This is a genomic window from Falsiroseomonas bella, from assembly GCF_003173615.1.
Taxonomy (GTDB): Bacteria; Pseudomonadota; Alphaproteobacteria; order Acetobacterales; family Acetobacteraceae; genus Falsiroseomonas; species Falsiroseomonas bella.
The window spans coordinates 425665-440937 of the sequence record NZ_QGNA01000002.1 but is presented as its reverse complement, the minus strand read 5'-3'; the positions used below and the strand labels follow the sequence as shown (position 1 = coordinate 440937).

At 70.5% G+C, this 15273-nt stretch carries 15 protein-coding genes; 2 read left to right on the top strand and 13 right to left on the bottom strand.

The window, feature by feature from the left end:
* Positions 1–5: 5 nt before the first annotated feature.
* Genes DFH01_RS10375 through DFH01_RS10365 form a run of 3 tightly spaced genes read right to left on the bottom strand, consistent with a single transcriptional unit; the run spans position 6 to position 4978 of the window.
* On the bottom strand, positions 6–353 hold the full coding sequence (locus tag DFH01_RS10375; RefSeq protein ID WP_146217031.1) for a hypothetical protein: 348 nt from the start codon (positions 351–353) through the stop codon (positions 6–8).
* A gap of 48 nt (positions 354–401) precedes the next feature.
* On the bottom strand, positions 402–1559 hold the full coding sequence (locus DFH01_RS10370; RefSeq protein ID WP_109870362.1) for an acyl-CoA dehydrogenase family protein: 1158 nt from the start codon (positions 1557–1559) through the stop codon (positions 402–404).
* Between the two features lie 20 nt (positions 1560–1579).
* The gene (locus DFH01_RS10365) at positions 1580–4978 is read right to left on the bottom strand and encodes an indolepyruvate ferredoxin oxidoreductase family protein (RefSeq protein ID WP_109870361.1); all 3399 of its coding nucleotides are present in this window, start codon (positions 4976–4978) and stop codon (positions 1580–1582) included.
* Between the two features lie 109 nt (positions 4979–5087).
* Here DFH01_RS10365 and DFH01_RS10360 point away from each other — a divergent pair, with 109 nt between their 5' ends.
* On the top strand, positions 5088–5543 hold the full coding sequence (locus DFH01_RS10360) for an Lrp/AsnC family transcriptional regulator (RefSeq protein WP_109870360.1): 456 nt from the start codon (positions 5088–5090) through the stop codon (positions 5541–5543).
* A 25-nt stretch (positions 5544–5568) separates the two neighbouring features.
* On the opposite strand, the gene DFH01_RS10355 is transcribed toward DFH01_RS10360, so the two are convergent.
* From DFH01_RS10355 to ccoN, 10 genes are all read right to left on the bottom strand, one after another.
* Positions 5569–6186, bottom strand: coding sequence for a hypothetical protein (locus tag DFH01_RS10355; RefSeq protein ID WP_158287697.1), 618 nt, complete (start codon positions 6184–6186; stop codon positions 5569–5571).
* Positions 6187–6275: 89 nt separating this feature from the next.
* On the bottom strand, positions 6276–6455 hold the full coding sequence (locus tag DFH01_RS10350; protein WP_109870358.1) for a hypothetical protein: 180 nt from the start codon (positions 6453–6455) through the stop codon (positions 6276–6278).
* Positions 6452–6613: a cbb3-type cytochrome oxidase assembly protein CcoS gene (gene ccoS, locus DFH01_RS10345; protein WP_109870357.1), complete on the bottom strand. Its 162-nt coding sequence runs from the start codon at positions 6611–6613 to the stop codon at positions 6452–6454. The genes DFH01_RS10350 and ccoS overlap by 4 nt, the downstream gene beginning before the upstream one ends.
* A complete protein-coding gene (locus DFH01_RS10340; RefSeq protein WP_109870356.1) occupies positions 6610–8973 on the bottom strand; it encodes a heavy metal translocating P-type ATPase in 2364 nt (787 codons plus the stop codon). Before DFH01_RS10340 ends, ccoS begins: the two co-directional genes overlap by 4 nt.
* Complete coding sequence (locus tag DFH01_RS10335) at positions 8970–9461, bottom strand: FixH family protein (RefSeq protein WP_109870355.1); 492 nt, start codon at positions 9459–9461, stop codon at positions 8970–8972. The genes DFH01_RS10340 and DFH01_RS10335 overlap by 4 nt, the downstream gene beginning before the upstream one ends.
* Positions 9458–10972 (bottom strand): cytochrome c oxidase accessory protein CcoG, encoded by a 1515-nt coding sequence (gene ccoG / locus DFH01_RS10330; RefSeq protein WP_109870354.1) that lies wholly within the window; start codon positions 10970–10972, stop codon positions 9458–9460. The genes DFH01_RS10335 and ccoG overlap by 4 nt, the downstream gene beginning before the upstream one ends.
* Positions 10973–10980: 8 nt before the next feature.
* Positions 10981–11853, bottom strand: a complete 873-nt coding sequence (ccoP, locus tag DFH01_RS10325) for a cytochrome-c oxidase, cbb3-type subunit III (RefSeq protein ID WP_109870353.1) — start codon at positions 11851–11853, stop codon at positions 10981–10983.
* A gap of 10 nt (positions 11854–11863) precedes the next feature.
* A complete protein-coding gene (locus DFH01_RS10320; protein WP_109870352.1) occupies positions 11864–12037 on the bottom strand; it encodes a cbb3-type cytochrome oxidase subunit 3 in 174 nt (57 codons plus the stop codon).
* Between the two features lie 12 nt (positions 12038–12049).
* The gene (ccoO, locus tag DFH01_RS10315) at positions 12050–12778 is read right to left on the bottom strand and encodes a cytochrome-c oxidase, cbb3-type subunit II (RefSeq protein WP_109870351.1); all 729 of its coding nucleotides are present in this window, start codon (positions 12776–12778) and stop codon (positions 12050–12052) included.
* Positions 12779–12792: 14 nt separating this feature from the next.
* Entirely contained in the window at positions 12793–14301 is a 1509-nt protein-coding gene (gene ccoN, locus DFH01_RS10310; protein ID WP_109870350.1) for a cytochrome-c oxidase, cbb3-type subunit I, read from the bottom strand.
* Between the two features lie 167 nt (positions 14302–14468).
* On the opposite strand from ccoN, the gene DFH01_RS10305 reads away from it, so the two are divergent.
* Positions 14469–15260 (top strand): DUF2189 domain-containing protein, encoded by a 792-nt coding sequence (locus DFH01_RS10305; RefSeq protein ID WP_109870349.1) that lies wholly within the window; start codon positions 14469–14471, stop codon positions 15258–15260.
* Positions 15261–15273: the final 13 nt, after the last annotated feature.

The following is a 15273-nucleotide window of genomic DNA, read 5'->3' as shown; positions in this document are numbered from 1 at the left end:
CCGGATCAGCGCGTCGTTGCCGGCGCGCTGCTGCCGCTGCCGCCGCTGCCCGCCAGGCTGCCGCCGAGCAACGCCGCGGCTGCGAGGGGAATGAGCACGCCCGGCACGGCCGCGAGCCCCATCGGCGCCGCCGCCGCGGGCGCCAGTGTGGTGGGGGCGAGGGCGGCCGGGGCGGGCGCCGCGGCAACGGGGGCCGCCGGCGGGAGAAACGGCCGCACGGGCGCAGCCGGAATCGCCGACCCGCGCGGCGGAACCACCACCACCGCATCCGGCGGCACCACCATGCTGCGCAGCGGCTGCCCCGCAGCGGGAAGCGCAGCCAGCACGACCATCAATGCGGCGACATGTCGCATGGGCATATTCTACCGCAGGTGGCGGTCGGCGTGCCAGCGTCCTTTGCCTCAGCGGCCCAGAAGCTGGCGGGCCACGATCAGCCGCATGATCTCGTTGGTGCCTTCCAGGATGCGGTGAACGCGCAGGTCGCGGACGATCTTCTCGATGCCGTAGTCGGCGAGATAGCCGTAGCCGCCGAGCAGCTGCAGCGCCTCGTCCGCCACGCGGAAGCCGGTGTCGGTCGCGAAGCGCTTGGCCATGGCGCAGAAGGCCGTGGCGTCGGGCGCCTTCGCGTCCAGCTTGGCGCAGGCGCGCCAGAGCAGCGTGCGCGCGGCTTCCAACTCGGTTGCCATATCGGCAAGCCGGAACTGCGTCGCCTGGAACTTTTCGAGCGTTTGGCCGAAGGCGCGCCGTTCTTTCACGTAGGCCATCGCGATATCGAGGGCGCGCTGCGCCCCACCCAGGGAACACGCTCCGATGTTCAGGCGCCCGCCATCGAGGCCGGCCATGGCGAAGCGAAAGCCCTGGCCTTCCTCGCCGAGCAGAGCCTCCGCGGGAACGCGGCAGTCGGAGAAGATGACCTGGCGCGTAGGCTGGGCGTTCCAGCCCATCTTCTTCTCGTTCGCACCGAAGGACAGGCCGGCTGCCTCCTTCGGGATGAGCAGCGCGGAGATGCCGTTCGCGCCCGGGCCGCCGGTGCGCACCATGGTGAGATAGAGATCGGAGGCCCCTGCCCCGCTGATGAACTGTTTCTGGCCATTCAGCACATAGCCTGCGTTGTCGCGCGCGGCGCGCGTGGAGAGCGCCGCCGCGTCACTGCCGGCGCCGGGCTCGGTCAGGCAGTAGGACGCGATCTTGTCCATGCCGATCAGCTGCGGCAGCCATTCGGCGCGCTGCGCGTCGTTGCCGAAGCGGTCGATCATCCAGGCGACCATGTTGTGGATGGAGAGGAAGGCGGAGGTTGTCGGGCAGCCGGTCGCCAGCGCCTCGAACACCACCGCGGCGTCGAGGCGCGTCAGGCCCGCGCCGCCCGATTCCTCGCGGACATAGAGCGCCGCCATGCCGAGCTGCGCGGCCTCCCGCATGACATCCACCGGGAAGTGCTTCCGCTCGTCCCAGTCCTGCGCGTTCGGCGCGAGGCGCTCGCGCGCGAAGGCGAGCGCGGTCTCGCGCAATTCGCGCGTGGCGTCGGGCAGGTCGAAGACGGCGGCGTCGTCGAGGGGCATGGTCGGCTTCTCCGCCCCGACTATAGCCGCGCCGCGATCTCCGCCCAACGCACCCGCGTCTTCTCCACGTTGCGCGCCTTGATCGGCCCGAAACCCTTGATGCCGGCAGCGGCCTCGGCCCAATCGCAGATCGTGGCGTGTGTCGCCGGCGCGAGCTTCGGCAGCATCGCGGCGATGGCGTCGCGGTATTCCTCGATCAGCGCGCGCTCCATGCGGCGTTCCTCGGTACGGCCGAAGGGATCGAGCGGGGTGAAGCGCAGCGCCTTACCATGCCGCAGCAGGCCCATGGCCGAGAGCATCCACGGCCCGAAGCGGCGCTTGGCAGGCAGCCCGGTGTTCGGGTCCTGCTTCGACAGCAGCGGCGGCGCGAGGTTCATCTCGATCCGCGGCTGGCCCGCGAAGTCATGCGCGAGCTGCGCGCGCCATTCCGGCAGGGAATGCAGCCGCGCCACCTCGTACTCGTCCTTGAAGGCCATCAGGCGATGCAGCTGCGTCGCGACCGCCCGCGTCAGGCGCTCGCTGCCGAGCGGCGCTTCCGCCGCGCGGACCTGCGCGACGAAGTCCGCATAGCGACGGGCGTAGCGCGCGCTCTGATAGGCGGTGAGGTCGGCGACGCAGCGGGCGACCAGCGCATGCAGCGTCTCGGGCTTCGGCGGCGTCGCCTCGCGGCCCTCCAGCACGGCGCGGCGTCCGAGGGCGAAGGCGGCCAGGTTGCGCTCCACCTGCGCGCCGTTCAAGCGGATCGCCTGCTCGATCGCGCCGGCGGTGATCGGGATCAGCCCGCGCTGGAAGGCGCCGCCGAGCAGCCAGATGTTGAGGTAGATGGCATCGCCGAGTTGCGCCACGACCTCGGCGGCCGCATGCAGCGGATGCACCTCCCGCGTCGCCGCGCGCAGGCTGCCCAGCATCGCCTCGCCGTCGTAGCGGGTGGAGGTGTCGCGCACGAAGGCGGCCGTCGGCGCCATGTCGGCGTTGACGATGGCGGCGGTGCGCTGCGGCCCCAGCAGCGGCCGCGCGTTGCGCCCATGCGCCACGACGATGTCGGAGGCGAGCAGCACATCCGCCTGGCCTGCGCCGATGCGCGGCGCCGGTATCTCGGCTTCCGTCGCGCCGGCGCGGCCGATGCGGAGCTGCACATAGACGCCGCCGCCCTTCTGCGCGAAGCCGAGCGTGTCCACGCTGCGCGAGGGACGGCCATCCAGATGCGCCGCCATCGCCAGGATCTGTCCCAGCGCCGTCACGCCCTGCCCGCCGACGCCGGCGATCAGCAGGTTCCAGGCCTTGCCGTCCACCGGCTCCGGCAGCACCGGATCGGGCAGCGCGCCATCGGGCGCCACGACAGGCTTCGGCTTCGCCGGCTCCGCGCCGGCCAGCGTGACGAAGGAGGGGCAGAAGGCCGTAACGCAGGACAGATCCTGGTTGCAGGCGGACTGATCGATCCTGCGCTTGCGTCCGAATGGTGTGGCCAACGGCTCCACCGCGATGCAGTTCGAGACGCGGGAGCATTCGCCGCAATCCTCGCAGACGCGCGGATTGATCACGGCGCGGCGCTCGGCCTGCGCGGCGGTGCCGCGCTTGCGCTTGCGGCGCCGCTCCGTCGCGCATTCCTGGTCGTAGATCAGCGCCGTCACGCCGGGGAAGCCGCGCAGCTCCTTCTGCACGGCGTCGAGCGTCGCGCGCGGATGGAAGGTAACGCCCTTCGGCATCTCCGCATCGCCCTGGTGGCGGTCCGGATCGTCGGAGACGATGGCAATGCGCTGTACGCCTTCCGCGCGGATCTGTGCGGCGATGCGCGGCACCGTCGGGTGACCTTCCACCGCCTGGCCGCCGGTCATTGCGACGGCCGAGTTCACCAGCACCTTGAAGGTCATCGGGTGCCCCGCCGCCACCGCGGCGCGCAGCGCGAGCGAGCCGGAATGCGACCAGGTGCCGTCGCCGATATTGGCAAAGATATGCGCCTCGTCCGTGAAGGGCGCGATGCCGAGCCAGGGCACGCCCTCGCCGCCCATCTGGGTGAAGGCGGTGGTGTTGCGCTCCGGCATCTTGGTGACGAGCCAGTGGCAGCCGATGCCGGCCAGGCCGCGGCTGCCTTCCGGCACCTGCGTGCTCGTGTTGTGCGGGCAGCCCGGGCAGAAGAAGGGATCGCGCGTGGTCACGGGCTCCGCCGCGCCGCGCTCCAGCTCCTCCAGTGCGCGGAGCCGCTCGGAGAGTTGCGGCGTGCGCAGGGCCTCCGGCAGGCGCATCGCCAGCGCGCGCAGCACCTGGCCTGAATCAAGTTCCGTCAATTCGGAGAGCAGCGGCGCCCCGCGCTCATCCTTCTTGCCGAGGATGCGCGGGCGCTGGTCCAGTGGATAGAGCGCATCACGCAGCTGCGGCTCGAGGAAGGCGCGGCGGTCCTCGATGACCAGCACCTCCTCCAGCCCCTGCGCGAAGGCGCGCGCCCCTTCCGCGTCGAGGGGCCAGGCGAGGCCGACCTTCCAGATGCGCAGGCCGTTCGCGCGCGCGAACTCCGGCGAGATGCCCGCATCCGCCAGCACCTGCCGCAGCGTGGCGAAGGCCTTGCCGCGCACGGCGATGCCGAAGCGCGCGTTGGGACTGTCCACCACCAGCCGGTCGAAGCCGTTGGCGCGGGCGAAAGCCACCGCCGCAGGCAGCTTCACCATCCGCAGCCGGCGCTCCTGCGCCTGGGCGGTGTCGGGGATGCGCAGATGCACGCCATCGGGCGGCAGGTCGAAGCGCGGCGCATGGGTGGCATAGGCCGCCGGGTCCACGCGCAGCGTCTGCGCGGCGTCCATCGTCTCGGCCACGCATTTGAGGCCGGCCCAGACGCCGGCATAGCGCGACAGCGCAAAACCCTTGATGCCGAATTCCAACACCTCCGCGACCTCGGCCGGGTCCAGCACGGGGATCTCGAGGTCCTGGAAGGTGAATTCGCAGCCGCTGGTGACCGTGGAGGATTTCGCCGCCGGGTCGTCGCCGGACAGCGCGAGCACGCCGCCCTTCACGCTGGTTCCGGCGGAATTGGCGTGGCGCAGCACGTCGCCGCTGCGGTCCGTGCCCGGGCCCTTGCCGTACCAGATGCCGAACACGCCCTCATGCCGCGCGCCGGGCGAGAGCGGCACCTGCTGCGAGCCCCAGACCGCGGTGGCGGCGAGATCCTCGTTCAGGCCCGGATTGAAGACGATGTTGGCGGCGGTGAGGCGCTTCGCCTCCTTCAACAGAAGCTGGTCGTAGCCGCCGAGCGGCGAGCCGCGATAGCCGCTGATGTAGCCCGCAGTGTTCCAGCCCCGAGCATCGTCCAACTGGCGCTGCAGCAAGGGAAGGCGGACCAGCGCCTGGATGCCGGTCATGACCACCGGCTCGCCGGCGGCGTTCCACTTGTCCTCGAGGCTCGCTTCGGGGCGCGTGAGACTGCCCATGGCGGTGGCTCCGTTCATTCCTGGACTATGGGAAGGATGCGCTGGCTTGCGAAGAGGATGCTTCCGTATTTCGTTGTGCGCTGCCGAACGAACGAAATAGGCTTCTGCCATGGACGCAATCGACAAGAAGATCCTTCGGGCCCTGGCGCGGCAGGGCCGGCTGACCAACACCGAACTGGCGGAGGAGGTGGGATTGTCTCCCTCCCCCTGCTGGACGCGGGTGAAGCGGCTGGAACAGGCCGGTGTGATCCGCGGCTATGCCGCGCTGCTGGATCAGGCGGCGCTCGGCCTGCCCGACACGGTGTTCATCGAGGTGATGATGGAACGCCACGACGAGGCGCATCTGAAGCGCTTCGAGGAAGCGGTGCAGGCCATTCCCGAGATCCTGGAATGTCACCTGGTCACGGGGGAATACGACTACGTCATAAAGGCCGCGGTCGGCGGCACCGTCGGCTATGAGCGGTTGCTGCGGGACCAGCTCTACCGCCTGCCCGGCGTGCGGCACACGCGCACCAGTTTCGCGCTGCGCTGCCTGAAGAGGGAATTGTCGCCCGTGCCGGGTTGAGCCGGCACAGGCGATCGCGCCGGCGTCAGGCCGGCGGCAGCACGCGCAGGTCAGCGGTCTCGATCAGCACCACATCCACCATGTCGCCCTGGTGCAGGGTGCGGATGAACTGGCGCATGCGGGGATCCTGCACGCGGACGGTGCGCTGCTGGCCGTCCGGATCAGTGAAGGTCACGGTGTTCCGGCCCAGATCCACCGAATCAACGCGCACGCGTACCCGGGTGCCCTCGGTGATGCTCGCGGCGGGGCGCTCGCCCGGCGCCGCGCGGCTCGCGACCACCGCAGCGCCCGCGGGGCCCGCGCCGTCGCCCGGCTTCGCGATCACCGCGGCCACGGCATCCGTGACGGTGTAGACGACGCGGTCGCCCGGCTTGACCTGCGCCAGGTTGCGCACCTGCGGGCCGACGCGGATGGTCGCCAGCACCCCGTTCTGTGAGCCGGCATCGCCGCGCAGCAGGACGGAGCGCTCGCGCATGTTCACGGTCTCCACCACGGCGGTGCGCTGCGTCGTGGTCGCGACGGCGGCGGCCTGGGGCGGCGGCGCGGCGGCCGGCGCCGCGGCGGGCGCGGCGGCCTGTTGGTCGGCGCAGGCCACAAGGCCAGCCGCGCCAAGCGCGGCCAGAAGCATGCGAGCGGACTTCATGTGGCGATCTCCCTCAACCGGGCACGTGGGGCCCTGGATTGGCAGTGTCGCGCGGGTCGGCCGCTACCGCAACGGTTCCGTTGCGGTGGTCAGTGGCGGGCGGAGCCGTCCGCGAAGTCGAAATGCCGCTTCACCAGGAACAGGGCGAAGAGCACGCCGAAGGCAAACAGCCCGTAGCCGAACAGCAGCAACCCAATTTCCTGCGCAGCCGCGATGGCGGCAAGGCCGAGCACCGAGAGGATCGCGCTGAGAACGACGAAATAGATCATGGCTTGTTGTCCTTCCGTGGCAGGTCGTCGAACAGGATGCGGCTGGCCGCGCCGTCGAGGTCGTCGTATTGGCGCGACTTCAGCGTCCAGAGGAAGAAGGCGAGGCCGAGCAGGCCGAGCGCCAGCGCCGCGGGCACCAGGAAAACCAGAGCATTCATGCACTCGTCTCCTTGCCGGCGCGCAGCGCGTTGCAGATCACGATGATCGAGGAGCTTGCCATCACCACCGCCGCGATCAGCGGCGTGACGAAGCCGAGCACGGCCATGGGCACGGCCACCACGTTGTAGACCAGGCTGAACACGATGTTCTGCCGCGCCAGCGCCTGCGCCTTGCGCGCGACGCGGATCGCCGCCGGCAACGCCGTCAGCCCCTCCGCGCGCAGCACGATGTCGGATGCCGCCTGGGCAACGTCCGTGCCGGTGCCAGGGCTCATCGAGACATGGGCGAGGCTGAGCGCCGCCGCGTCGTTGATGCCGTCACCGACCATCAGCGGGTGCCGCCCGGATGCACGCAGCGATTCGATGCGGTGCGCCTTGTCGGCCGGTGTCGCGCGGGCCTGCCAGGGGCCTATGCCCGCGGCGGCCGCCGCCGCCTCCACCGCGCCGGCGCCATCGCCCGAGAGCAGCTCCGTCTCCAGGCCGAGCTCGCGCAGCTCCGCCACCGCCTCGCCGGCATCGCCGCGCAGCCGGTCGGCGAAGCGGAACACGGCGGGCGGCTGACCGGCGACGCAATAGACCAGCTCCATGCCCGAGCCCTGGTCGTCCGGCAGGCCGCAGAATGCGGGGCTGCCGAGCCGGGCGCTGCCGCGGATCAGGCCCTTGCCAGGGATTTCCCGCACGCCGGCAATGGCGGGCGCCTCGGGGCAGGCCCGCACCAGCGCCTGCGCGAGCGGGTGATGGCTGGCGCGCGCCAGTCCCGCGGCGCTGCGCAGCACGCCCGGGTCCAGCGTGTCGTCCGCGATCAGCTCCGGCCGGCCCTCGGTCAGCGTGCCGGTCTTGTCCAGCACGGCGTGATCAGCGCTGGCCAGCCGTTCCAGCGCGGTGGGCGAGGCGACCAGCACGCCGCGGCGGAACAACGCGCCGACCGCGGCCACCTGCACGGCCGGCACGGCGATGGCCAGGCCGCAGGGGCAGGTGACGATCAGCGCCGCAACAGCGGGCACCAGCGCCGCCTGCCAGCTCACGCCGACGCCGAGCCACCAGCCGAGGAAGGTGGCGAAGGCGATCGCATGCACGATCGGCACGTAGAGCCGCGCCGCCTTGTCGGCGATCGAGACGAAGCGCCCTCGCCCCTGCTCCGCCCGCTCCAGCAGGCGGGCAAGCTGCGCAAGGGATCCGTCGCCGGCTGCCGCCGCGACCGTCATCGTGAAGGCCGCGCCCATGTTCACCGCGCCGGCCTCGACCAGCGTGTGCGGCGGGATCTCGCGCGGCAGCGACTCGCCGGTGGTGGCAGACGTGTCGAGCAGCAGCGGCTCCTCTGCCGTGCCGTCGAGGCGAAGTCGCTCGCCGGCGGCGACCAGCACGACGTCGCCGGCGCGCACGCTCTCGGCCGGGACGTTTCGGGTGGTGCCATCCGCCAGGCACAGCGCGACCGTGCCCTCCTGCAGCGCCAGAAGCTCGGCCATGGACTGCCGGGCGCGGCGGCGCATCGCACGGTCCAGAACGCGCCCCGCGAGCAGCAGCGCGAGCAGCGAGGTGGCGCCGTCGAACCAGGTGTACTCGCCGTTGCGGAAGGTCTCGCTCAGCGACATGAGCGTCGTGGCCAGCACGCCGATGGAGACGGCGAGGTCCATGTTCACGCGGCCGGCGCGGATCGCATCCCAGGCCGAGCGGTAGAAGGGCATCCCCGCCACCAGCACCGTCGGCAGGCCGATCAGCGCGGCGAGCCAGTGCATCAGGTGGCGCGTCTCGGGCTCCATGTCCGTCCCGACCCAGACGGCGATGGAGACGAGCATGACGTTCATCGCGCCGAAGGCGGCGATGCCCAGCGCGCGGATCAGCGCGCGACCCTCCGCATCCTCCGTCGCGCGCAGGCAGGCCGGCGACCAGGGCGCGACCTTGAAGCCGAGCCGCGCGACGAGCCCCGCAAGGTCGTTGGCGCGCCCCGGCGTGCCGCGCCAGGCGATGGTCAGGCGCCGGGTGGAGAGACTCGCGCGCGCCTTCAGCACGTCCGGCTCGGCGGCGAGCGCCTGCTCCACCAGCCAGACGCAGGCGCCGCAGGTGAGCCCGCTGACGATCAGGTCGAGCTCCTGCACGCCCTTGCCGGCGTCGCGCGCATGCGGCGCGAAATCGGTCGAAAGCGTCTCGGGCGGGCGCAGCGTGCCGGCGGCGGTCTCCTGCCGGCGGTAGAAGGCATCGAGGCCGAGGCCGCGCACCAGGGCGTGCGCGCCGGCACAGCCCGTGCAGCAGAACTCGCCCTGGCCGGGCACGAGCTGCGCGGCGCAATGCGCGCAGGCCGCGCGCGAGAGGCCGGCCTGACCGGGCGCGAGGCCCTCGGGATAGCCGGCCGCGACGGTCATCGTGCGAAGACCCGCTGGCGGATGTCGAAGCGTGCACCGTCCGCCCCATGCAGCGTCAGCCGCGCCTCCCACTGGCCGGAGGCGGGCAGCGCGGCATGGGCCAGGAAGCGGCCGGTGCCCGCGGCGGCGAAGTCAAGCGGCAGCTGCGTGCCTTCGAGCGGCCGCAGCAGCGCGCCTTCCAGCCTTCCACCGACCGGCAGGCCCTCGCGGTCCGTGACCGCGACGGCCAGGGCCTCGCCCTCCAGCGTGACCTGCGCCGTCCAGCCGAGCGCATCCTGCCGCGCGGCTTCCGCCAGCACCGCGTTGTAGGCGCGGCCGCGATCATAGGAATGCGCCGTGGTCAGCCCGGTGAAGGTGCTCAGCGATGCGACGACGAGCACCATGTTCACCGCGATGATCACCACGAAGGCGCCGACGAAGGCCCAGGGGATCCAGCGGCTGCGGCGCGGGTCGAAATCTGCGCCGGGAGGAAGAGTGCTGTCGCTCATCGGCGGTGCTCCTCATGCGGGGCGAGGAAGACGCTGTCGGTCCGCGCCACGGTGCGGCCACGCGCATCGAGCAGGCGGAAGGTGATCTCCGTGCTCTCACGCATGCGCGCGCCCGGCGGCAGCGTGGCCAGCGCCCGCCATTCCGTCAGGCCGTCCGCCCGCGTGTTCACGGTGAACCGGTTGGGGCCGGCCTCGGGCGCTTCCTGGATCGAGAGCGTCAGCGGCGCGTGGCTCTCGAGCGCCAGCGTCAGCGTGCCGGCATCGCGGGTCTTGTTGGCGATCTTCAGCGTGTAGGCGTTGCGCACGCCGCCATCGGCCAGCCGCACATAGAGCGGCGCGCGGTCGCGCAGCACGGCGAGCGTGACCTCCTGGCGCAGCAGCCAGGCGCCGAGCATCACCGCGACCACGGCCGCCAGCACGCCGGCATAGATGATGGTTCGCGCACGGATGAAGTTCGGCACGTGCCGCACGCCCATCCCGGCCTCGGTGCGGGCGGCGCAGGGGGACATGGACCGCGTCGCGCCTTCCGAGGCGGCGATGTTCTTCAGCGTCTCGAAGGCGATCAGGCCCTTCGGGCGGCCGAGCTTGCCCATGATGTCGTCGCAGGCGTCGATGCAGAGGCCGCAGCCGATGCATTCCAGCTGCTGGCCGTCGCGGATGTCGATGCCGGTGGGGCAGACATTGACGCAGGCCATGCAGTCAACGCAGTCGCCGATGCCTTCGGCCTTGGCCTTGCCGCGCGGCTCGCCGCGCCAGGCGCGGTAGGAGACGACGAGGGAGTTCTCGTCCAGCATCGCGGCCTGGAAGCGCGGCCAGGGGCACATGTAGGTGCAGACCTGCTCCCGCGCCCAGCCGGCGAGCAGATAGGTGGTGCCCGTGAAGAGCCAGAAGAACAGGTAGACACCCGCGCCGGCCTGGCCGGTGAAGAACTTGGGCCAGAGCTCGATGGCGTCGTTGAAATACATGATCCAGGCGCCGCCGGTCGCCATGGCGATGGCAAGCCAGGCCGCGTGGGTCAGCACCTTCTTGCGCCACTTCATGGCGGTCCAGGGCGCCTTGTCGAGGCGCATGCGCTCGTTGCGGTCGCCCTGGATCTTCCGTTCGACCCACATGAACAGGTCCGTCCAGACTGTCTGCGGGCAGGCGAAACCGCACCAGACGCGGCCGAAGAGCGACGTCGCGGCGAACAGCGCGATCGCGCCGAGGATCAGCAGGCCGGTGAGGAAATAGACCTCCTGCGGCCAGATCTCGAAGAAGAAGAAGTAGAGGCGGCCATGGGTCATGTCCACGAGCACCGCCTGGTCGGGCGCGCCGGGGCCGCGGTCCCAGCGGATCCAGGGCAGCAGGTAGTAGAGCGCGAGGCAGACGACGAGCACGGCCCACTTGGCCCGGCGCACCGGACCCGACACCGCCTTCGGATAGACCTTCTGGCGGTTCGCGTAGAGCGGCTGGTCCGGCGGCGGGGACCCGCCCGCCGGAGACAGCTTCGCGCGTGCCGTGACGTCGTTCATGGCCCTGCTCAGTTCTCGCCGCCGCCGAGCGCGTGCACGTAGACGGCCAGCATGTTCATGGTCGCCGGATCGAGGCGGCCGCCCCAGGCCGGCATCACGCCCATGCGGGGATTCGCGATGAAGCGCGCGATCGCGTGGCGGTCGCCGCCATGCAGCCAGATCCGGTCGTTGAGCCGCGGCGCGCCGACATCCCGGTTACCCTCGGCATTCTCGCCGTGGCAGGAGGCGCAGTTGTCGGCGTAGAGCGGCTTGCCGCGCTCCACCGCCGCGGCGTCGTCGGTGCTGCCGCCGAGCGAGGCGACATAGGCGGCGACGTCGTTGACCTGCGGCACGGTCAGCACGCCGTCGGCGACGAAGCGCGGCATCATGCTGGTGCGCTCCTCATCGCTTTCGCCGGCGCGGATGCCGTGGCGGATGGTCTGCAGGATGGCGTCGTAGCTGCCGCCCCAGATCCAGTCGTCATCGGCAAGGCTGGGGAAGCCGCCCTGCGCGCCCTGCCCGCCCGCGCCGTGGCAGCCGGCGCAGTTGTTGGCGAAGGCGATGCGCCCGCCGGCCATCGCGAAGGCGCGCAGGTCGGGGTCGGCCGCGATCTGCTGCGGGGTGGCTTCGCGGATGCGGTTCAGCATCGGCGCCATCCGCTCATTCGCGGCGGCGACGTCCTGCATCACCGCTTCCCGCGCGATCCATCCGGTGACGCCGGTGGCGCCGCGGATCGGGAAGGCCGGGTAGAGGATGACCCAGACCAGCGAGAAGGCGATCGTCGCATACATCACATAGAGCCACCATTTCGGCAGGGGCGTGTTCAGCTCCTTGAGCCCGTCCCATTCATGGCCGGTGGTGTCGGTGCCCGTCAGGGCGTCCTTTTCGATCTTCGTCGGCATGACCGATTCCTCAGCGGCGGGAAGGCGGCAGCTCGTCACGCAGCGGGATATCGCCCGCGCGCTCGTAGCCGCGCTTCCGCCAGGGGGCCATCACGTAGAGGATGATCCCGGTGAACAGCACGAAGAACCAGACCACCCACAGCGTCGCGAAGGTGGAGTGGAGGGAGGACAGCGTCTCGATCATCGTCAGCCTCCCTTATTGCTGCCGCATCTGCTCGGGCGTCACGTCGCGGAACTGCACGAGCGTGCCGAGCATCTGGAGGTAGGCGACCACGGCATCCATCTCGGTGATGGCGCCGGGATTGCCGTCGAAGGCGGCCTGGCGGGCGCGGGCGTAGCGGCCCTGGAAGGCCGCCGGATCGGCCTCGGGCCGCGCCTGCGCCTCGAGGTCGGCGCGGGCGTTGGCGATCATCTCCTCGCTGTAGGGCACGCCGATCGCGCGCTGCGCCTTCAGGTGATCCGCGATGTCCGCATAGGCGAGCGGACGGTCGAGGAAGGCGTAGGGCGGCATGATGCTCTCCGGCACCACCGCGCGCGGGCTGCGCAGATGCGCCGCCTGCCAGTCATCCGAGTAGCGGCCGCCGACGCGCGCGAGGTCCGGCCCCGAACGCTTCGAGCCCCATTGGAACGGATGGTCGTACATGCTCTCCGCGGCGAGGGAGAAGTGCCCGTAGCGCTCCAGCTCGTCACGGAAGGGCCGCACCATCTGGCTGTGGCAGACGTAGCAGCCTTCGCGCACGTAGATGTTGCGCCCCATCAGCTCGAGCGGGGTGTAGGGGCGCACGCCTTCCACCCGCTCGATCGTGGTGGCCACGGTGAACAGCGGCACGATCTGCGCGAGACCGCCGATCGAGACCGTGATGAGCGTGAGCACGCCCATCAGGATCACGTTCTTCTCGATGACGGCGTGATTGAACCACTTCATCGCTCCGCCCTCCTTCACGCGGCGGCGGCCGACACGGCGGACGCAGGCGCGGGGGCGGCGACCGCCTCCTCGCTCTCGCCGCGGGTGACGGTCATCCAGAGGTTGTAGACCATGATCAGCGCGCCGGTGAGGTAGAGCAGCCCGCCCATCACGCGGATCACGTAGTAGGGGTGCATCGCCGCGACGGTCTCGATGAAGCTGTACTGCAGGAAGCCGTTCTCGTCGTAGGCGCGCCACATCAGGCCCTGCAGGATCCCCGAGACCCACATCGCGGTGATGTAGAGCACGATGCCGAGCGTCGCGATCCAGAAGTGCCAGGAGATCAGCTTCTCGGAGTAGATCCGCTGCTTGTTCCAGAGGCGCGGGAACAGCCAGTAGAGCGCGCCGAAGGTCACGAAGCCGACCCAGCCCATCGCGCCGCTATGGACGTGGCCGATGGTCCAGTCCGTGTAGTGGCTCAGCGCGTTCACCGCCTTGATGGACATGACCGGGCCTTCGAAGGTGGACATGCCGTAGAAGCCGACGGCGGTGACGGAGAAGCGCAGCGCCGGGTTGGTGCGCAGCTTGTCCCACGCCCCGGAGAGCGTCATCACGCCGTTGATCATGCCGCCCCAGGACGGCATCCACAGCATGATCGAGAACACCATGCCCAGCGTCTGCGCCCAGTCGGGCAGCGCGGTGTAGTGCAGGTGATGCGGACCCGCCCAGATGTAGAGGAAGATCAGCGACCAGAAGTGCACGATGGACAGGCGGTAGGAATAGACCGGCCGCTCCGCCTGCTTCGGAATGAAGTAGTACATCATCCCGAGGAAGCCTGCGGTCAGGAAGAAGCCCACCGCGTTGTGGCCGTACCACCACTGGATCATCGCGTCCTGCACGCCGGACGCCAGGCCGTAGCTCTTCGAATGGCCCATGGTGATCGGCAGCGCCAGGTTGTTGCCGATATGGAGCATCGCCACCGTGATGATGAAGGCGAGGTAGAACCAGTTCGCCACGTAGATGTGCGGCTCCTCGCGGCGGATGATCGTGCCGCCGAAGGCGACCAGGTAGTGCACCCACACCACGGTCAGCCACAGGTCCACGTACCATTCGGGCTCGGCATATTCCTTGCCCTGCGTGACGCCGAGCACGTAGCCCAGCGCGGCCGCGACGATGACGAACTGGTAGCCCCAGAAGAGGAACCACCCCATCGCGTCGCCGCCGAACAGGCGGGCGCGGCAGGTTCGCTGCACGACGTAGAGGCTGGTGCAGAGCAGCGCGTTGCCGCCGAAGGCGAAGATCACGGCGCTGGTGTGCACCGGCCGCAGGCGGCCGAAGGTGGTCCATTCGAGGTCGAGGTTCAGGAGCGGCCAGGCGAGTTGGGAGGCGATGACCACCCCCACGAGGAAGCCCACCACGCCCCAGAAGACGGTGGCGATGGCGAAGGCGCGAATCGGCGCCTCCACATAGGCATCGACCCGCACGGCGCTGTGTGCGCCCGTGGCGGGTGCGGCCAGCCCTTCGGCATAGCCTGTTGCTGACATGAGGTCGGATCTCCCCTCCGCGCGCCGAGGTCGCGGGCCGACCGGCGCGTGCGGCAAGAAGACCCTCCCAGGTGGTCAGCGTCCTTGATGCGGATCAAGTCTTGCTGCACCGCACAGCGCCTATGCTGTTGCGATCACACCCGGGCCCCTGGGGAGGAGAGCCGACGATGACCACGGAAACCGCCGAACCTGCCGCACCGGCAGTGGCGGGCGCGCGCCCGACCATCCACGTCGTGCCGAACGACCGCCCGTGGCGATGGCTCGAAGCGGGCTGGCGCGACCTGATGGCCACGCCGCATATCGGCTTCTTCTATGGTGGCGCGATCGTCGCGGCGAGCTGGGCGCTGGTGCTGCTGCTGATCGCGGTGGACGCGCTCTGGGCCGTGCTGCCGGCCGTCGCCGGCTTCTTCCTGGTCGCACCGCTGCTGGGCGCCGGGCTCTATGAGACCAGCCGCCGGCGCGAACTCGGCGAGCCGGTCTCGCTCGGCATCGCCTTCACCGCCTTCCGCCGCAACGGGCCGCAGCTCGCGCTGATGGGCGCCGTGCTGCTGCTGATCAACCTGTTCTGGGTACGGCTCGCCGGGTTGCTGTTCATGGTGTTCTTCGGCCTCGGCTTCAGCCCCTCGATCGAGACGCTGCCGCTGGCGCTGCTGCGCTCGGACCAGCTGGTGCCCTTCCTGGTGATCGGCACCGGCGCGGGCTTCGTCCTAGCCTCCGTCGCCTTCGCGGTCGCCGCGGTGTCCATCCCGATGCTGGTGGATCGCGACATCTCCGCGATCGAGGCGATCGTCATCTCGATCCGCGCCACGCTCGACAACTGGCGCGCCATGGCCTTCTGGGCCGGGCTGATCGTGGTGTTCACGGCGATGGCGCTGGTGCCCTTTTTCCTGGGGCTTGCGCTGGTGCTGCCGCTGGTCGGCCACGCCACCTGGCACGCCTATCGGGACATCGTGCGGTAGTTGACGCCCCCGC